This is a genomic window from Dysgonomonas sp. ZJ279 (assembly GCF_011039205.1).
Classification (GTDB): Bacteria; Bacteroidota; Bacteroidia; order Bacteroidales; family Dysgonomonadaceae; genus Dysgonomonas.
Window position 1 is genome coordinate 1 of sequence record NZ_JAAKEL010000008.1, and the last position, 19,726, is coordinate 19,726.

Annotated in this window: 19 protein-coding genes; 2 read left to right on the forward strand and 17 right to left on the reverse strand. The window is 35.6% G+C overall.

Translation table 11 applies throughout. From position 1 onward, the window contains the following. Positions 1-153 precede the first annotated feature (153 nt). The gene (cas9, locus tag G7Y57_RS10505) at positions 154-3,795 is read right to left on the reverse strand and encodes a type II CRISPR RNA-guided endonuclease Cas9 (protein WP_165023592.1); all 3,642 of its coding nucleotides are present in this window, start codon (positions 3,793-3,795) and stop codon (positions 154-156) included. 297 nt (positions 3,796-4,092) lie between these two features. Continuing rightward, positions 4,093-4,971 (reverse strand): HEPN domain-containing protein, encoded by an 879-nt coding sequence (locus tag G7Y57_RS10510; protein ID WP_165023595.1) that lies wholly within the window; start codon positions 4,969-4,971, stop codon positions 4,093-4,095. 361 nt (positions 4,972-5,332) lie between these two features. On the opposite strand from G7Y57_RS10510, the gene G7Y57_RS10515 reads away from it, so the two are divergent. After that, positions 5,333-5,596: a hypothetical protein gene (locus G7Y57_RS10515; RefSeq protein ID WP_165023598.1), complete on the forward strand. Its 264-nt coding sequence runs from the start codon at positions 5,333-5,335 to the stop codon at positions 5,594-5,596. 86 nt (positions 5,597-5,682) lie between these two features. Here the strand turns inward: G7Y57_RS10515 and G7Y57_RS10520 are convergent, their stop codons facing one another. The 9 genes from G7Y57_RS10520 to G7Y57_RS10560 form a co-directional block, all read right to left on the reverse strand. Then, entirely contained in the window at positions 5,683-6,237 is a 555-nt protein-coding gene (locus G7Y57_RS10520; protein ID WP_165023601.1) for a hypothetical protein, read from the reverse strand. 46 nt (positions 6,238-6,283) lie between these two features. Further along, positions 6,284-7,219, reverse strand: coding sequence for a relaxase/mobilization nuclease domain-containing protein (locus G7Y57_RS10525; RefSeq protein ID WP_165023604.1), 936 nt, complete (start codon positions 7,217-7,219; stop codon positions 6,284-6,286). After that, positions 7,185-7,574, reverse strand: a complete 390-nt coding sequence (locus tag G7Y57_RS10530) for a plasmid mobilization protein (RefSeq protein ID WP_165023606.1) — start codon at positions 7,572-7,574, stop codon at positions 7,185-7,187. Before G7Y57_RS10530 ends, G7Y57_RS10525 begins: the two co-directional genes overlap by 35 nt. Positions 7,575-7,719: 145 nt before the next feature. Then, complete coding sequence (locus G7Y57_RS10535; RefSeq protein WP_165023609.1) at positions 7,720-8,151, reverse strand: DUF3408 domain-containing protein; 432 nt, start codon at positions 8,149-8,151, stop codon at positions 7,720-7,722. Further along, the gene (locus G7Y57_RS10540) at positions 8,129-8,530 is read right to left on the reverse strand and encodes a helix-turn-helix domain-containing protein (RefSeq protein WP_165023612.1); all 402 of its coding nucleotides are present in this window, start codon (positions 8,528-8,530) and stop codon (positions 8,129-8,131) included. Before G7Y57_RS10540 ends, G7Y57_RS10535 begins: the two co-directional genes overlap by 23 nt. Before the next feature lie 240 nt (positions 8,531-8,770). Next, positions 8,771-10,240 carry a hypothetical protein gene (locus tag G7Y57_RS10545; RefSeq protein ID WP_165023615.1) on the reverse strand — a complete coding sequence of 490 codons (1,470 nt, stop codon included), beginning with the start codon at positions 10,238-10,240 and terminating at the stop codon, positions 8,771-8,773. 11 nt (positions 10,241-10,251) lie between these two features. Next, positions 10,252-11,262 (reverse strand): nucleotidyl transferase AbiEii/AbiGii toxin family protein, encoded by a 1,011-nt coding sequence (locus tag G7Y57_RS10550; protein WP_255491421.1) that lies wholly within the window; start codon positions 11,260-11,262, stop codon positions 10,252-10,254. Continuing rightward, entirely contained in the window at positions 11,246-11,866 is a 621-nt protein-coding gene (locus G7Y57_RS10555; protein WP_165023618.1) for a DUF6088 family protein, read from the reverse strand. The genes G7Y57_RS10550 and G7Y57_RS10555 overlap by 17 nt, the downstream gene beginning before the upstream one ends. A 51-nt stretch (positions 11,867-11,917) precedes the next feature. Then, the gene (locus G7Y57_RS10560; RefSeq protein ID WP_165023621.1) at positions 11,918-13,153 is read right to left on the reverse strand and encodes a site-specific integrase; all 1,236 of its coding nucleotides are present in this window, start codon (positions 13,151-13,153) and stop codon (positions 11,918-11,920) included. A gap of 288 nt (positions 13,154-13,441) precedes the next feature. On the opposite strand from G7Y57_RS10560, the gene G7Y57_RS10565 reads away from it, so the two are divergent. Beyond that, a complete protein-coding gene (locus G7Y57_RS10565; RefSeq protein ID WP_165023625.1) occupies positions 13,442-13,627 on the forward strand; it encodes a hypothetical protein in 186 nt (61 codons plus the stop codon). Positions 13,628-13,660: 33 nt separating this feature from the next. Here the strand turns inward: G7Y57_RS10565 and G7Y57_RS10570 are convergent, their stop codons facing one another. The 6 genes from G7Y57_RS10570 to ureG form a co-directional block, all read right to left on the reverse strand. Then, entirely contained in the window at positions 13,661-14,872 is a 1,212-nt protein-coding gene (locus G7Y57_RS10570) for an FISUMP domain-containing protein (RefSeq protein ID WP_165023628.1), read from the reverse strand. Positions 14,873-15,194: 322 nt separating this feature from the next. Continuing rightward, positions 15,195-16,082, reverse strand: a complete 888-nt coding sequence (locus G7Y57_RS10575) for an urea transporter (RefSeq protein WP_165023631.1) — start codon at positions 16,080-16,082, stop codon at positions 15,195-15,197. Between the two features lie 40 nt (positions 16,083-16,122). Next, on the reverse strand, positions 16,123-17,307 hold the full coding sequence (locus G7Y57_RS10580) for a porin (protein ID WP_165023634.1): 1,185 nt from the start codon (positions 17,305-17,307) through the stop codon (positions 16,123-16,125). A gap of 74 nt (positions 17,308-17,381) precedes the next feature. Beyond that, positions 17,382-18,083, reverse strand: a complete 702-nt coding sequence (locus tag G7Y57_RS10585; RefSeq protein WP_165023637.1) for a hypothetical protein — start codon at positions 18,081-18,083, stop codon at positions 17,382-17,384. Positions 18,084-18,113: 30 nt separating this feature from the next. After that, the gene (locus G7Y57_RS10590) at positions 18,114-18,938 is read right to left on the reverse strand and encodes an urease accessory protein UreD (RefSeq protein ID WP_165023640.1); all 825 of its coding nucleotides are present in this window, start codon (positions 18,936-18,938) and stop codon (positions 18,114-18,116) included. A gap of 87 nt (positions 18,939-19,025) precedes the next feature. Beyond that, positions 19,026-19,667: an urease accessory protein UreG gene (gene ureG / locus G7Y57_RS10595; RefSeq protein WP_165023643.1), complete on the reverse strand. Its 642-nt coding sequence runs from the start codon at positions 19,665-19,667 to the stop codon at positions 19,026-19,028. Positions 19,668-19,726: the final 59 nt, after the last annotated feature.

Here is a 19,726-nt window from a genome sequence, read left to right on the forward strand (position 1 = left end):
ATTTTACCCTCTGTGTTAGTGTTTCATACACAAAGGAATTTATAATGTTAATATTTGTTAGTAAAATGCAGGGCTTTATTAGAAGCTCTAGCGGATTTTACTTAACCGGTGGTATACTTTTCAATTATTTTAGTGGACTACTTTTCAATTATATTATACATCACTTTCCATAACAACAAACAAATAATTATCCCCTGTAACAACACTTTTCTTAGTGTTATTATCATATAGTCTTTGCAGAGAACTTTCTTCTTTCCCACTATACCATAGCTTCACTTTATATACGGGTGGCTTTAATTCGGTGTTTTTCTTAGTTTGAAAGCGACTCTCATTGAAAGCGATCAAACCTTCGCCTGTAAAAGCCTCCTTCATCGTTTCGTATTTTTTCCGATGGCAATCTATTTCCGTTTTTATAACCTCATCTATGATTTGTGAAATATCTTTTACTTTTAAAGACGAAATTGCAACTGTTTTAGTATCCCTCCCCAATGTTTTGCCATAATAAGTTTCTTGGTGTAGTGCGGCTCGTATTTTTAGTTGCCTGCTGCCTGTTTTATCGTCCACTATCTTAATCCCTAATTTGTCTTTCGGTTTGTGGGAAATAACCATTTTTTCTAAATATTCTTGTGCTTGTTTTAGTAAACTTGGTTTAGAAATAAGACTTTCAAGATATCTCGAACTTTCAATACTTCTTTGAATCTCAATTCTTCTCTTTTCTTCCAAATTGAAAAATGCTTCTAAAATAGTTTCGCCTTCTTGTACCCCTATTTTGAATTCATCTTTTTTATTTAGAAGTTCATCTTGTAAATATTTGTTTAGATTGTTTAATCTTTGAATATGTTTTGGTTCTGTAAGAGCAACAACTAATGCATCTATAGAGTGATGGCGGTGATCGTATCTTTTACTCCAGTTTTTTATTTGATAGATATGCTTCTCTTTTTCTTGGTCATAATATTTTATTATCCACTCTTCGTTTGGTCGATTCGTTTCATTATTCCAATCCCACAATTCCATTTGTTTAAAACGACTTTCCGTAAGTTTCATAAAAAGGTCTTTTAACCCCCAGCGACTTCTTAAAAAACTTGTTACTTCGCCAGTGCTTGTTTTTATATTGTCGCTCCCTACAATCTTTGCTAATTCATCTTTAACTGCCAAAGAAATATATTGCGTATCTTTTATTTGTCGATCAACCACTCCTGTTGGTATTTTTTCGAGTAATAAATTTCTTTTCTTCCTACCATGAAAATTATCATTAACAAAGTTAATATACTCCTCAATTGAGCAAATTTTAAATTTGGAGTTTTGTTGTGACATATACTCCCAAGCTGTTCTATTGCTTTTTTCCTCATTAATATCACTTTCACAAACTATTTTATTCGATATTGAATCATCAAAAAATCTTGATTTAGGAATGATGTGATCTATATCGTATAATCGCTCCGGTGAAAACAATTTTGATAGCGGAATGGGCTCCTTGGTATAAGGTGAAGTATATTTTTGACCTTCCCAAAGTTTATATAATTCAATGTTTCCTTGCGTGGGTTCTTGCTTCAACTCAGCCAGCCGTTTTTTTACGGCTTCATTATTTTTTTGATTGTTTATCTGTCCTTTATATATATTTTCTCTTTCTGCTGAACTGTTTTTCAGGTCTCTAGCCAATTCAACACGAATCTCAAGTTCTTTAGGGTCAAATTTATACTCTTTCCATATAGCTTTCACAACTTGCATCGTTTCATTGATGATTTGCTCAACAATTGGATTTCTTAATTTTCGGTCAACATACTTGATGTCATGATAATCTAAGATTTGAGCTTTAATAGTCTCTTTGGTATGCTTACCATATACTAATGAACTCGCAAAGGCATACATAATTCCCCCTTTATTAAGCAAGTCCGGATGGTTTTTTATGAAAGAAATTACATACTCTTCAGAATTCTCTAACAAATTTTCGTCAAGTATTTCTGCTGTTTCGATCAGATGTTGAATATTATTGAATTTATCCTTGACATTATCAGAAACATCCATCGGGTTAAGTTGCATCAACGGTAGAATATTTCGAATCGCTTTATCAGAAAGGTTAGCATATTTTCTTGGAAACTTAATGTTTTGAGCAATATTTAAAGCTAATTCTATTGAGATATGTGGCACTAGATATTTTTTCAACAAATCTGTGATAGAAGAAACCTTGGGGCTTTTGGGATCGTATTCGCTTCCATAATTTGAATTATAAAATATTGCTTGCCAGATTTTTTCTACTATTTCATTGTCTTTTTCTACTATGTTTTCGTAATATACGCCTAATGTCTTTTTTATTGCAATAGACGTATCACAACCTTTTAGTTTTGCTTTTGCATTCAGTCCGTTTAGATATTCTGTTCCATCTGATTTTAATTTCACAATTTTCGCAATCTCCCCAAAGCTAATTTGTTTTTGATATTGGAGTTTTGAATATATTTGTAGTTTCTCTTCCTGATTCAAAAATCTGTCTGTGTATTCAAAAACATTTTTCCTCTTCGTTTCACTGAAATTTTCACATTTAGAAGTAATATACAATTTATTTATTTGATCCCAACACCTGAATTCTTGAAATAAAGGATGAGAATTAGCTATTACCTTTTCTTCTTTCTCAAATCGACATTTACCAATTAATTCTTCTTGCGATTTTAGTGGACGTTGATAATAAATTATCTGATTCTTAATAATATACTTTAGTCCGCCCTCAATAGCTTCTTTCCTTAATTGTTTTTGTGTTTCTCTTTCTCCCGGAAATAAATACCATGCGATGTTGTTTAGTTTCTCTTTAGGGCAATTATCTAGTATTGAATATTTTTTTGATTGTATATCCCATATTGCATCAAACTCTTCTTCGTACCTATTACGCAGAGTTACTCGGTTTCTAATTTTAGCCCATTTGTTTTTTTCCAAATCACGCAGTAGAAGCTCACTAATAAATCCTCCATCCCTTTTTAGAGCCGCCTCTGTAGCCTCCATTTGTTTACGCCAATTGGTCTTTTGGGGTAATGCAACAATAACAGAACTCACTCCTTTTTTAGTTCTCCTAATTCTTATTTCTAGTTCTTCTTCTTTTCCTTCTTTTTCTTTTAAGTTTTGAAGCATCGTTGAGCCTTGTATCTCCTCGTCGTTCAAAGAAATAATAACATCAAAATAAAATTGCTCTTCTCCTTTGTTTTTGCCTCCTTTTATCTTAAATGTTCGATCTGATTTTTCTACACTTAATATCTCTACTTGCCGGGTAAAAACTTCATAAGCTTTTTTTTCCCCATCCTCACTATCATCTTCTGTTTTCTTTTTACTGTCATCCTCATTATCACCTCCTGAATAACCTCTAAGTTGGTTAAACTGATAAAGAATTTTCCCTAAATCTTTAATATCATCAACAGGTTTTCTAAGGGAATTAACTTTCAGTTGATAGTACCCAAGTGAGTCTAACTGCATCGTACCTTTTTTGATTGGTAGCAGTTCTAGTTCTTGTATTTTATTTGCTTCTGGTATATCATTTTTAAATTGAAATTGTGTTGGTAACATTCCCAGTTCATACAAGACATAAAGTAGTTTATTTCTACGCAATTTATATCTTTTGTTCATTTTTCGGGCTGTGCGTTTTTCTCTACGAGTTGCATTTTTTGTCACTCCAACACCTTTTTCATAATCTTGCTTATCGGTTCCCATCGGAATTATCCGACTACCCATACCTTCGATTTTCTTATTTTCAGCATCTACTAACGCCCAACCAATGGAGTTGGTTCCCAAATCTAATCCTAATATCTTTTTCATAGTATCCTTTTTATCAAAGCCTTAAAGATAAATAAATAAATTTTAAGAATATTGGTATGGTTATGTGAAATTTTAATATATTTGCAAATACAATTTGAAAGCAAATCACAATAAGGATTATTCCGTTGTGAAAACATCAAGAGCGACACTTCGGTGTCGCTTTTTCTATTATTATATTGGGTATATACGAAAAAAGCCGATTAACATCGGCTCTAAAATTCTATAATAAAAATATCTATTGCTCTATAGTTTCATTAATCGGGATACTTTATTATATATATATATATAAATATGAGATTACCCCATCTCTCCATACTCCCTAATCTTCACTTCACAAATACGTTTAGTAATATCTCGAAGTAACTCCACTTTCGGAATAAGAGCATCAATATCTTCTTTAGTAACTATGAATTTCGGATTATACCTCGCCTCAATATAAGCATCCTTAACCAAATTAAAAAGCCGTTTTTCTTCTACCGAATTATTAGGAAAGACATGAGCCAAATCTGAAGAATGACCTTTAACAGACGCAGCCAGTTTAGTCAGGTTATGTTGTTTATTACTTCTCAGCGTAAAAGCTAAACGGATAGCATAGTAATAGTTTTCACAGGCTTGATGAAGAAAAAAAGATGCTTCTTTATAATCAGCTTCACTATTCGCTATTCCTGCATATTTTAAAAAGTTATTTGCTCGATTAAATTTCTCATCAAAATATTCCTGTGCCTGTTTCTTTATCTCATCAAACTTTAGTTTGCGTCTTCGGGCTAACTTAAAATTACCGCTATCATAAAGGATAATTCCTTCCTGTTTGATTTGGGTATGAAAATACCGACCTTCTTCTAATGCTCGGTTGATGGTCTTTATATCGTCGTTGATAAAATTGACAGGAGTTTGATAATCGGGTTCTTTATAATATAGAGCATCAATGTTATCTAATATGATTCCTGCTTTATTGTCTGATATCTTGCTTGTGATTACATAGATATCATAATCGGAACGGAATGAGGTAGGTATACCGAATTCTACTCTTTCGTCATAGTCTACATATTCATTTCTGGCATAGCTGCCAAATAAGATAATCATTTCGGCCTCGGGAAGTCGTTTGTTGATCTCCATAACAAGGCGTATTAAGTCTTCTTGTTTTGGTTTAGGCAGATAGGCTATTGACTTTTTCATCGGAATTATTTAGATACTGTAAAATTAAGTTTACCAAAGATAAGGAAAAAGAAAAATACTTTATTATATAAAATTGTATATTTGTTAACTGGATATTTCGTGCTGCTATTTTTATGAGTCTGATACCTTTGCAGTTTCATAAGCCAAGCTTACAGTCGTAAATATATCTGTTTTTTTTAGATTAAATAATCAGTCTGATTTACCATCAGGCTATAAACAGACGTATGTATGACAATAAAACAAACAAGCTCAACGGAATATTGTGCAATACTGATAAACTGTTCTTCTCTAATATTAAGGCTATCCCATGACCAAATCAAAGAAAGCTATTCTGACAATCCTATGTATGTAGCCGAGTATATTGAATGAAGTCAAAGAGAATATCATAGACCTTCTCTTTGAAGACCAGAAAGCAACTCTGTCATGCACCTTTGACAAGAACAATAGCTGCAATGCCTCCCATATATTCTTGGATGACTTAGATGAGTTAAGTAACTATATCAGTTATCTGAATAAGACCTATGCTTATGATTATATTCAGAACCGTTGGGTATTACCCAATTCTTTCATATCCATAGAAAGGACGAAAGACGATATTTTCTTTAAGTCTTTTTATTCAGTATAAGTTTTCTAATATTGTATTGTAAAATGCGTGCTTTAGTATTAGCACGCATTTTTCTTTTTTATAATCGTCAACAATGGTGTTAAGGTTTATTTTTTCTTTGTTTTATTTATTGTCGTTCGGTTTGCTTTGAGGCTGTCATTTTCGATTTGTAGTTTATAAATGGTTACATTCTGCCAACTGTACCTGTTTTGCAGAATTGCATAATCGGCATGCTGTTTCATACTGAAGGTAATCATCATAAATAAAAATGCGATCAATACTCCTATAATAAATGTGGTTTTACGGATTCTGCCCAATCCGAATGCCATCGTTTTATCTTTTGACAATATAGATTGTATCGCTTCTAATGTGATATTATTTTCAGGTATTCTTATGGACTCGACCGTTTCTTTTGTCTTTAAAACATTATTATTGAGCCTCTCAATATTTTTGAGATTTGCTGCAAAATGAGAATCTGTATGTTTTCCAAGAATTTTTATGCCATCATCTACCATAGCCTTTATTTCTTCTTTGGAAACAGTCGGTATAGCTTGTGGTAGTTGTGGTATCTCAATTGACACTTCTTTCTTGGATATCATATCCAGTTTCTCGTCCATTTCGGAGAGCTTGCCCCAAAGAGCTTCATTTGATACGTTTGACATAATTGTTATTGTTTAAGTTTATAATAATTTTAATTTGTAATGTTTCTTATCTTTTAATTCCGCTTTTCTTGCGGCGTTTCTTCTCTTCGTGCTCCATCCTTTTCTTAAATGCGTCTTCTTCATAATCTTCTCCATGCTGCTGAAAATTAGTCATGCCGCTAAGCCCATCCAGAACAGATTCCATAATTGAAGCGGATTGAGACTGCTGTTCTTTTGGGTATGGTTGATTTTGGTGTTGCTTATTATTATATTGTTGGTCTTCAGCATATAGTTGATTATTCAGTTTTAAATAACTGAATTGTCTGTCTATATCAGATCCTTTGAATGAACAGTCTCCTTTTTTGAAAGAAACACCCTGTACCTCATCGGTTTGACCTTTATACTTGTAAGCAATGGATATGCCTTGCTGTTTCAAGTTTTGTTCGAACTGTTGCCAATCTTTTGATATTTTCAGGGTCGCTTTAATGGCGTGGTATATTTCGTATTTTATTTTCTCTGCTCCTTTCAGCTTATCGGCGTTAACCTGCTCCTTACCTTTTCCAAAAGTGAGGTTGTATTTCTCTTTGAGTGCCTTGCATACTTTTACATTTTCATATTTATCATTATTATCTTTGATAGTTTCTCCGTTATTATCAACTCTGTTGAATACGATATGGCAATGTGGATTATCGGTATTATTATGCCTAACGATAATATACTGGGTATTCTTAATTTTCATGGCTTCCATATATTCTTTTGCGAGTTGAATCATAAACTGATCTGTCAGCCTCGGTTCGTCTTCTTTGGAATAGCTTAGGGGTATGTGACCGACACATTTCGAGAGATTTGGGTTCATCAAACTTTGCATATAAAAGCTGTTGATAATGGATTTTGTATCTGTTAATAATACGCCTTCACTATCGATCAGCTTCACATTTTCTTTATCGAGTACATAGGGAATACAACCTTTAAAGCTTCTTCCTTTTATTATTTTTCCAATCATCTGAGAATTTATTTATTATGTTTTGAATATCATCTAAGACCGATTTTGATTCATTTTCGAGTTGTTCTAGGCTTGTAAAACGTGCTGTTTTAACTAATTGGTTCAAATTATTACCCATATTCGACAGGCTTTTGAGTAAGTCTACGTCTTCTTTTTTGAGTGCTTCGACAACCTTAGCATTTAATACAGCATCGTGACAATAGATACTTAGAGGAAGCCCTGCTTGTTTTGCCCGATGCTTGATTGCATAGAGTTCCGGCTCGGAAAAACAGACTCCTATGGTCTTGCTTTTTCGGCTTACGGAAGTCTTTGGGGGACGTCCTCCTTTCTTATTATCCGGGCTCTTCTTCTCCATAAAATTGTCGACCAACGGGAGCAATTTTTCCTTTGGCGGTCAGCCAAAGCGAGGGTTTTCATGCAATGAAAACATAACCTCGCTCCGCTAACATGGCAAAGGGTGGCTTACATCCCAATCGGTATGCTTACTTTACTTGGTTTGCTTACAACTTCTTCCAACTTTCAACATCTTCCTTGTACTCTTCTAAGTGATGGATTACCAGATTCTCGACAAAGCCTGAAACGCTTGATTTTTCTGTACCGAGTTTACGTACTATACCGACTATCTTCTCCCGAAGTTCATTGCTGATAAATACGGTTTTGCGATCGGTAATCTTAGGAACTGAAAGAAAGGTTTGTTGGTATTCGGATAGACCGGCTTTACGTTGTTTAGAGGATACAGCCTTCTTTGTTGACTGAAGGAGCAAACTTTCTTTTTCTGACACTATATTATCAGTAGGCTTAGTGTTTACAATTGCCTCACTGGCTAGGGGCTGTTCAATTGGTGCAGTAGAATTATTTAATCCTTTTTGAGGATTGATATAATCATTTAGGTTGAAATCCTCTGCTTTTTTATTTTTTGAATTTTGACTCATCGTATTGTTTATTTAGTTGTTTTGATGTTTTATTAGTAGATTTCTTTCTGGCACTTTCAGCTATAGCCAAGAGTGTCTGATCCGAATTTGAGGAGGGGGTTGTCTGCCCATCTATCCATTTGAGTAGTTCACTACGTGAGAATACAATCCTACGCCCGAAATAACGGAATGGGAGTTGCTTATTCGCTGTCATCTTATAAAGCCTCGATTTGCTAAGCTTATAGCCATTTTCGGAAAGAAAAGCCAATGCTTGTTCTACACAACAGTTATCGGGAATTTTTTGCGGCTTTGTTTCCTGTTCTGATGGGAAGGCATTCTTTACTGCTTTGTGAACAATCTCTTCTAATTGTTCGGGGGTTGTTAAAATAAATTCTTTCATATAGTCCGATTTTAATAATTGATACTTGCAAGCGTCCTTGCTTTACTCGTCCGAGTCTGCAAGCAAAGTTAAATCGGCTTTATATGAAGAGTTTTATGAATTATCTAACTGGGAGAGGTATTCTTACATTATTTTATTCACACTTTACACTTCTGTTTATCAAAAATATACATATAAAAAAGAGCCGAAAGGTATCTTTCGGCTCTGTGAATCAATATGAATTATCGTTTGTTGATTTTCTTATTCGGGGAAGATGTCGGCTACTGCTTTTATAAATCTGCGGTGATTATATACTCCGTCTTTCTCTATAAATTGATTGGAATAAGAGGAATGCGATAAGCCATAGGCATTAAGAAAGGGAATCAGCCATTCTTTTTCATACCTATAGGTCGATAAATCGGTTCTGTTTTTCCATATTCGTTTGAGCAGATAATAGAACTGGGTCTTGTCTTTGATCTCAAATGCTTCTACTTTTTGTATTGTGGTTGCAAAAACGTTCAGAAATTCCAACACGGATATGTCTTCCCAAAGGGTATTATTAAATTCTTCGTGTACTTGTATCAGGGTGGATAGTTTCGTTATACAATCCGGGCGTAATTTTTCTTTGTATATTATGCCATTCGATTCTACTTCCACTCTGCCGTCAGCCAATTGATTATTTTCAGTCTCTTTATTTTCTATAGGTTCATCAATTGTGGTTGGCTCAGCTATCTCTTCTTCAATAATAGTTTCTGTTCTTTCTGTTTCTTGTGTATCAGGTTCAGAACTTATTTCAGCTTCGGTTTCAACAATTGATCTTTGTTCTTTATCTAATTCCCGAACAAAGAATATGCTGCTTAATAGTAGGATCAAGTGTTCGAATTGAGGTAAAGCCGTCAGATCGGTATAATCGTTTATTGAATTCTTCTCAAACTTCCAATCGTATGTAGAAGAATATTTGGAGTAATTAAACTCAATATACCGGGCATAGTCGGATAGATTTAGTTTTTCAAGCATATCTGATAATATATACCCTGTTATGTGTCGTTTGTCGATACTTGGTTTTCCAAGCAGATAATCGGAAACGAAGTTACGGTCACAAAAGTCAGTGGATAGTTCTATGGCTTTACTTATATATTCAGCCTTATACTGTTGAGTAAGTTTGCTTGTTTCATTTTCTGAAACGATTCGTTTACGGTTGTTAAAATCTCTGAGTAATTGCTTTGTATAAGGAGTGGTTATGACTGGTATAAAGTGAGAGAGCCTCCAAAGAATATAATTATTGTCTTTGAAATAGTACTCGGGCAGATTTGTTATTACAGCTTCAAAGCCCTTATACACAATTGGTCTTTCGAACTCATCCCGATGTTTGAAGACTTCATCTCTTATGAACTGATAAGTATTGAAAGATAGTTCTTCGAGCTGCTTGGTTATCGGGTATTCGTTGTATAGTTGTTTGATAATGGGGTTATATTCGGCCAACAGGTCGCTGTTGGCTTCGCTCAGGAATAGCAGACGGTTGATTGAACAGGTAAACTCTTCGGGGTATGCTTCTCTCGAAAGATTTTGTTGGATTTCGGATTTAAGTTGATCGAAATCCGTCAGGGTGCTTTCAAGGGATAGGTCTATTTTTCTTTCACCGGCACAGGTTTCTTTATTGGATTTTATCTGATATTTAATCAGGCTATTGTATTGCTCTATGTAATAAAGGGTCTCTTTGATAGTGTCCATAATCGTAAGTTTTAATCCAAACTAACTTTCCTAAAACTATTGTTCAATTCTTTTATTTTCTCAATCAGCTTATCAAAAGATAATGAATCTCCATAAATCATAGATGATTGCATTTTATTATAGTCATCTCTCCACTTCGATAACACCTCGCTTGGAGGAACAAAAGAAATCGCTTGTGGTAGTAAAGTTTTATAATCAAAGTCTTTCAATCCAATAAACTTCTTGCGATGCTCTATTACAGCCTTATATAATTCCGTATCATCTAAAGCCTCTTTCGCTATCTCTGTATCCATCAATTTTCCTAAATCGTAAATATGCCGAGACATCCTATCTACACGAATGTCATCAGATATCTTTTGAAATTCTTCATGCAACAAACATGCCTTTTCCAAAAATGTACGCTTAGGAGATACTCCTTCTATTTCAAAGTTTTCCTCTGCAAAACTAGCTTGGGGATAGGTTTGTGATATAATCGAATTTATTCCTATTTTCTCTTTTGGCTCATTCATTGATCTGCCACTAACTTCAACTAATACTTTATTCTGAATATAGTCAGCCTCAGAAAATACCGACTTGTAGTGGATTTCTATAATTTCAGGATCAGTTGTGGTTACAGTTGTTATATTAACGGTAATTGAAAATAAAGATTGATCTATACCCAAGTTAGCTAACTGTGTTGACAATTCTGTAGTCAATTTATCTCTAGTGAAAGTACATGATGCTCGTCTAAGTTTATCACTAATTTGAGTTTTTGATAATTCTCCACCAAAGCCTAAGTATTCTCTATCAACTGCAATGTCTACATCTTCTGAGAATCGTTGTATTAGATTCCAACATTTACTCAATGATGTGCCACCCTTAAATGATAGGCTACTTGCAAATGGAGTTGAGAACAAGGCTTTCAATACCATAGTTACCCACCAATCTTTTTCGATGGAAGCAGAAGATAAATATGTTTTACCTTCTATATCCTTAATTATATTTACTCTTCTTTCTTCTTCGACATTAAGCCAGCGATTCATTATCTGAGGTGTTTATAAGTGATAAAATAATATTTGTAATCCAACGGGGAGCAATGTAGGCATCCGATATTACAATTTCTTTCGATTCTAGTTTCAACATTTTTCTAATCTGCTCCAACTCTTCAGGTCTTACTTTATCTTTCCCTATTTCTTTTAATGCAGAAACGACAAGCGGAGTTATTTTTCCTTTAAAGGAAAAATTTACAGGTGCAGTTTGTTTAAATGTAATGGTTTGTTTTGCAACTTTTATTTTACGAGGAATCCCATCTGTCAGGTAAATAACATTCATCGGTACTTGTGTTGAAAGCCCTAAGCTATTTAATGCAAATAATCCTGTCGGAATTATTCTTGACTTATCCCTTTTCGAAATAGCCTGAGCTACATTATCTACAGATGGATATAATATGCCTAATTCCTTGTCAATAATAGGATATAAATAGACTCCTCTTGATATCCGAATAATAGTCCCCTCTTTGCATATGCGAGAAAGAGCTTTTCGAACAGAATCATTATTTCCTAAATGATCAAACTCTTCAGGGAAGAAAATACTTCCTCGTTTGAAATTTTGAATTATATCTAATACCTGTTGATGAATTGATTGCATTTTTTATCTTTATTATGTCACAAAAGTATAAGATTTTTGTGACAAACTTTATTAATCCTCTCCAAAATTAGTAAGAAATGCAGCATTTTTAATCCTTTCTTCTTTTTCAAATGAAGCAAGATAGGTTTCAGTCGTCTTTAAATCACTATGTCCCAAACTTTCAGAAATATATGCAATATTAGCTCCACTCCTTTTCAATACACTGGCAAAAGAATGTCTGGCACTATAAGTACTTAATCCCGATATGCCAATAGCCTCGCCTATTTTCTTCAACCGCTTATTAATGCGGTGAGTCACATCCTGAATTGTTCTTTTCTGCTGTAAAGGTGTTTCATCTCCTGTGAGAAAAGGGAATATGTAATTATTAGGACTTTTATCTGAATTTCCCCATTTCTCTATTATTTGTTTCATCTCTGGTGTTAACAAAGCCTCTATCTCTTTTTTCTCTTTAGATGTATGAAGTGTCTTAGCACGATAAAAATGAATTTCATCGCCATCTATATTAGAATATTTAAGCTTTAACATATCATTTACATTAATACCATTACACAAATAAGAAAAAAACCATAAATCCCGATAGCGCTCTGTCGCCTCAAAACCGTCTGTGAAAGTTATAATCTGCTTTATCTGCTGTAAACTTAATGCTAGCTTTCTTCCTTTACCTGAAGGAATTTCATATTTTCCTCTGCCAAAAGGATATTGGACTTCTTTAATTACTCCAATTGTTTTAGCATCATTGAATAATGCTCTGATACATCTGATATAGATTGAAATAGTAGTATAACTTTTTCCATCTTCGAGCATTGCTTTTTCGTATCGCTTCAACCAATCGATTGTTACGGAGTCAAAGGTCACTTTGCTTCCTGCATATTTTTCTAAATATCTAAATGCAGAAGTATATACATCGGAATTACCTATTGAGCCAGACTCTATCAATGTATCTATTTTTGCTTTGAATGCCATATTTAGTGTGTCACCTGTACATTTTCCTAAATACATGTTTAAAGCATCGAAAGAAAAACGTCCCTCACTCTCTAAAGTTTGAACCGCATCCCTAACTTTTTCAAATGAAATTTGTAGGTCTTTTTTTATATTCACTAACTCTGAATTCTTCGTTTTTTCAATTTTCTCCCAATCTTGTACACACAAACTCTTCCCGGTCGAATAATATTTCCGATCTCGTTTGTATGTTATTCGAATCTTTACAGGATAGTTCCCTGTCTTGATTTCTCGCCGATTATCAAGAAATAATGCGATACTAATTCCATTTAAAACATAAGCATCCATAAGCCTTTCAAGTATTCTGTGTGCAAATTTTTATGTGCACACAATTTGCACACAAGTATACGAAATATTTGAAAATAAACAACTATAAGACAATGTTAAAAATTCACATAATCGCTGTATATCAACACAATATACAACAAATGAAAAGTATTGAAAATAGAAGAAAGTGAAAAATTATGCTTTGGGAGCAGGGGGTCGTGGGTTCGAATCCCGCTATCCCGACAGTTCAGAAGATAAGCACTTAGAGAAATCTAGGTGCTTTTTCTATATATGTATATGCGAAATTACATGCAACTTTTACAATTAAAAGCAGAGCGTGGTATTTATTATAACTTCGAAGCATATAAACATCCCGGTTATTTCATAGATTCTTCCTTTTATATCAGACATACACCCTCTAAGAAAGAATCAACAAAAGAAAACTTTTTCGATAAATACACTTCGAGCATTATAAAGCAACAACGAGTTACCTAAGACTCTAGATGACAACTAAGTGAATAGATAAATCTAATCATTCTTCTTACAGCGTACCGAATTTATGTAAGAACGACTGGAATTTGCCCTTGTCACCTTATAAGGGGGACTATCTGCGAACGATCCCCGGTCAAAGGACCGGAACCAAGCAATGGCACTGTCATTAACACTACTAGACCAGATGGTAGTATAGTTACCATAATTATCAAACGAACCGGCATATGCTCCACCTGCTCTTCCCACAAGCTTAATATCGAAACCACCCTGTGATGCAGGAAGACTAGTTCCTCCGGTGGTAATACCACCGGTAGCGCCTGGCACGAGGCATGGAGATAGCATGGCATAGCCGTGTCCGTTTCCGTTGGCCGAACCGCGGGAGTTGTAAGTGGTATTCCATGTATCGTTCCACGTGGTAGGATTGAATTGGTCGGAACTGGTATAGGCGCTGTATTTTTGAGGATTGTTATAGATTTCCTTTTCCAATTGATTCCATTCACTGTCGCTTGGCAAATGCCAGCCCGCAGGACATACGCCCTGGATAGGAGTTAGAGGTCCTTGATTCGGACGGCCTTCGCTCTGATCCGTATTTACTGCGTCTTGCGCACCGAGAGTAGCAGCAGCGTACGAATAGATCAATCCCTGATTTTTTCTCCAAGTGGAAGGCGCTATGCCCGGAGTAGCAACATTAGCATTGGGATAGGCATAAAACCTGTCGGCAGAATTGTTATTCGAATTGCCGGTACTGGCTGTAAAACTGGGGTCGATGTAGCGCATGTTTTCGAGCATCCATACACCGGCAGCATCACCGAAAGAGCGGTAAAGGTAGGTTTCGTTGTCGCGCGGATCAGTAAGTGTTTGTACATCGGGCGACAATGTGGTCTCCCGCAGGCTCTCCCACTGTGTACCATTCCACACGTAAAGTCCATTATCCATTCCTGTGCCATTTACACATGCATTAGTATTATAAACCAACAGTCCCATGTGAGCGACTTCGTCCCATGTATCGGACGATCCGATGGATTGGGCTAGTTGCCCTAAAGCGGGAGTGGTAGTGACCATTGATACCCGGGGCATGCCTATACCTTTAGCTGAGTTAGCATTGTTCCCCTGATTTTCTTTAAGCTGAAGCAAAGACCCGTCTAGAGGCGGGTTGTTCGACCCGATGGTAACTTGCCCACTCAATGTACTTTGAGCAGCTAATGTAATCACCGACAGAAAGATTAATTTCTTATAAAATATATTCATTTTGTACGTGTTTAATAAAGTTTGTTATTATGTCTTCTAGTTATTCTGAGCCTAATTATCTTATCCTAATTAATACATCCTGATACTTTGTAAGGTGTAAATGCAACTATTTGACTGTAAAGATAATGTAATATATAAAATAAACACATCTAGCATGTTAATAAATATCATGCACACCTCAAAATAAATAAATAAATAAAGATACACAAGTTTTTACATTTTGACTTCTAGCCATTCGAGGGACAAGAATTATAAAAAAATAGGCTACCCCATAGCATTAGGGTAGCCTATTAAGAATAATACTAAAAAACACTTGGAAAAATCACTCAGTAGTGCTAGACGGGATAAGTTTTTTCACCAATACATCTCTTATTATCAATGTTAACCAAGTACCAAATACAAATGGGAAAGTAAGTACAGGTAAGTCGCATCTCAGCATAATTTCTTCGGTAATACCCGATAGTATAACTGCTATAACGACATACAAGCCATTAATCTTTTTGGGTCCCGAGAATACGATAGAACAAAGCACGGCGTTGAAGCTGAACATACCCATTTTCACGTCTTCGATACGATCTTTCAGCAATATGGCAACAAGAACACCAAACAGTGCACCGAACAAACCGTATAAAGCAGCAGTAGGAGAACTTACATAAACTGCAATGAAGAATATCACTCCGGATAGAAGACTACCTTGGAAGATAACTTCACCGAATCCTAAACCGTAATTCATTAATGAGAACGGAGTATATTCGACGATCTCTGTCAAATAATCTGCCGGAGCATCAGGGACAGGTGTAACGCTATGGAAAATGAATAAAGCAATCCAAGTCAAAATGATAAACGGAAACGTAAATACCGGTATCTTTTTCTGAATAAAGAAATTCATTATTAATGCACTTACTGCCGATAGTACGACAATAGCAATCCAAATAAGCAGCGTAGCTTCGAAGAAGACAATCAGTGCAACCCCTACTAGCGTAGCATTAAAGCCATAAAGACCCGAATTGATATTTTCCTCATCGAACTTCAGCAATTTAGCTGTTAATGTTCCGACAGTGACGGCAACCAAAGCAGCCAGAGCCATAACCGGAGAGTTGATAAGAATACCGATCAGGAAGAGTAAACCCGTGAGCACATTGCTCTGTAACATTATCTGCCCCACACCTTTTAGGTAGGGATCCCAGAAATAAACCTTATCTGTTTTCATTGTAACAATTTTTTAAAGTAAGATTATTATCATTCACTAATTAGAATAAAACTAGCGGGCTTACAATACCGATTAGTATTTGTCCTGTATTGTTATTCGCCATATCAAATTGGCTCTTAGCGTAATTAGTATAATTATTGTAGCGGCCTACATAAGCAGCAAATACCTTAACATTATAAGGCTTAAATAAATGATATTCTAGCGCTGCCACAAAGCTCCACTGATCTCTTATATGAGTAGTACGTTCTGCACTTGTGTCAGGATTTCCTCTCCAATAATTAGAATTTACCATACCCATGATTGTTGTACTCCACTTAGGAGTAAAGAAATATTCGCCACGAACCCAATGCTCTATATATCTTACATCCTGTGCCCTCTCTGCAAAATTATATCCCAGCAAATTACTTAAAACTCCGGTGTTGTCTAAGTCTTCATTACTGTATTTGAAGTCATATTGTAAAGTCAGATTCGGTACTTTAAGCTGATTACCTAAAGCTACTAAATTCCAGTGTTGATTTTTTGCTAAGTTATACATACTGTAACTCCACATGGTACTGAATAGTCCATCTGCAAATTCTCCTTTCCAGTTTCCTGTTGCTCCCAACGGTATTTTGGCAGCCTCTACACCGGGAGTATCACCATAACGCATTTCGAACGAGCGAGTATTAGAGTTTACAACTTGTAGAGTGAGGCTATGATCAGGAGTAGCATACCAACTACCTTTTATACCTGACAAGAAGAAGTCTCCATATTGAACCATGTCGTTATATGCATACATGTACACCGGATTCAAGAAAAGCTCATAACTACCCCATTCGGATAACATTTTACCTGCAGTCACTGAGAAATTAGGGGTCACGTCATAACTTACGTGCGCCAAGTCTATAGAATGCTTCAATCCATCGGTAGTTAATGCATCGGGAGAGTTATTTGCAAACCTGTCCCGAAATGTAAAGCTAATTTTATCTGTAACATAACCAGATATTTCCATTCGAAACTCGTTCATCCGAAATGCAGAATTCACAAAATTCCCATTCGAAAAATTACTATTCGATGCATATCGAATATTAGCAATCATATTCACATCCTTAAAATACTTACCTTTATCTATACTAATAAGAGGCTTACTCCGCAGGGAGGTAGAATCATACTGATAATCTGGATCTTGTGCATACATCGATGCGTACAAGAAAACACCAATAATTATTAAAATAACCTTTTTCATAAATTCTATTTTTAATGTTTGTAATCAATCAGAAAAATATATTAATCCTCAAAAAACTTCTTACATATTCTTAATCACCAATTCCAAAAGATCATTCCTGCTCCGCAAAGTGTAACTACACCTCCACCAATCGCATACGAATAACGCTCGAGGGCATTTGTTTTCACGAATGAATAGCCGTAATATCCGAGCAGAACGACACTAAGCATCGTAAAGACAGTAGTTATAGTGAAAACACCTATTATCAGTAATATCTCTGTAACCGAACGTGTAACTCCCGAATAGAAAAGAAGTGGAATAATAGGCTCGCTAGGCCCCATAACAAAGATGGCCAGTAAAATCCAAGGCGTAACTTTTACTCTGCTTTGCGGGTACGTTGTTTCACCATGCTTATGCGAGTACACATAAATATCGTCGCCACTATATACATCAAAATGTTTATGAGGTTTATTGGTATATGCTTTATACAATCCCCATAAGAGATATACTCCGCCCAAAATAAAAAAGCTCCATGCAGCCAAACTGCCTCTTACGTCCTGAAACCAATCTAGTTTAGATAATTGCCATCCGAGTAATAAACCGATTAATCCGATAAGAACCGAACTCAACACATGACCGATACCACAAGCAGCAGTCCACATAGCAGTAGTAAATAGCGACCATTTTTTTGCGCGCGAAAACACTATAAACGGCAAGTAATGATCGGGACCCGATGCTGTGTGAACAAAGCTGATAGCAACGGTTGTAAATAGTAGAGTTAATATTTCAGCATTCATGATCGTTCAGTTTAAAAGAATATATTCTATTTATTCTACTGCAATGGCTTTCTCTTTAGTCTGAGGATTGGGCGTATTTAATCCCCATAAATATTTCTCGATCTGTTTGAATGAATCAAATAGCTGCTCTCCGCCATTTCCAAGAATTCTTATGATTATAGAATTTGGTAAGGGCTGGGATACGCCATAAATAATATCTTCTTCGAGTGATAATAAATCATGTATATATTCAGCCTGATCCAATATATTCTCATTGCGAGTATTAACATGCAGAAGTGTAGCTTGATGGGTATACCCTTCGAGCTGACCTATGGAGTCAATATTCATCAATTCGGGCTCGATAAGAATATTGTCTTTTATTATCATTTTATTATTGTAAAATATTTCCGTCAGGTTCTGAAATTCTTTGAAACGGAATACTTCCCCCGAATGCTTCCGTCCACAAGTAATAATTTCTCCATACGTAAATATGGTCTGGTTCTTAAGATGAACGGTATTATGTGCTTTGAATATAGAGTGTTCGTGAGGTACTATGGGATGTTGAATATAGCTTATCTCGCTTCCTTCATCCAGCTTGATAACCATTTTCTGGCTGGCACCATCCTGCATTCTGAAAAGCCGCTGATAAGACTGGGTTTGCAGTTGAAGCCTTGTATCCTTTTCTGTCTCGATATCAATATCGTAGCAATCATTATCGAGAATGCCCGGCGACGAACTCATTATCATCAGATAAAGAGCCGGATCGGGACGGTTTTCGCCAACATTTGCCAATCTGAAAGGACGGGTGAAGTAGGTATCTTTTATATACGACCGGCCGCCTTTTTGTCCTATTTTTAAATCAAGTTTATTGATCATAGTTAGCTATTATAAGGAGATTATTATTTTTAGAAAAACAAACCGGACAACACCATTAAGGCGATTGCCCGGCTGAGTTTATATCACTTATCTAATTAAACCTTTAGGCTCTTCGATATCTTCGAGTAATGCATATTTTTTAAGCCATGCGATTACTGTATCCAAACCTTCTAAAGTCATAAGGTTGGTAAACACAAAAGGTGCTCCCTTTCTCATTTTTTTAGAATCGCGCTCCATAACGCCAAGATCGGCAAGAACATAAGGGGCTAAGTCTATTTTATTTATTACAAGAAGATCGGAGCGGGTAATACCGGGACCACCTTTTCTTGGTATTTTATCACCCTCGGCCACGTCTATTACAAAAATGGTTACATCTGCCAGATCGGGACTGAATGTTGCCGAAAGGTTATCACCACCGCTTTCGATAAAGATGATTTGTATATCGCTGAATCTGTTTGCCATTTCATCGACAGCTTCAAGATTCATACTTGCATCTTCGCGTATCGCTGTATGAGGACATCCTCCTGTTTCTACACCGATAATACGGTCTTGAGGTAACTGGCTGTTTTTTGTTAAAAACTCAGCATCTTCTTTTGTGTAGATGTCGTTTGTGATTACGCCTATGCTATATTCATTCATCAACCTGCGTGAAAGGCGTTCTAATAGTGCTGTTTTTCCTGATCCTACAGGACCTGCTACACCAACTTTTACATATTTTCTCTTGCTCATTTTCTTTTGTTTTTTAATAATAATATAAAGTACTGATAACCCACATAAATGAGTTACTC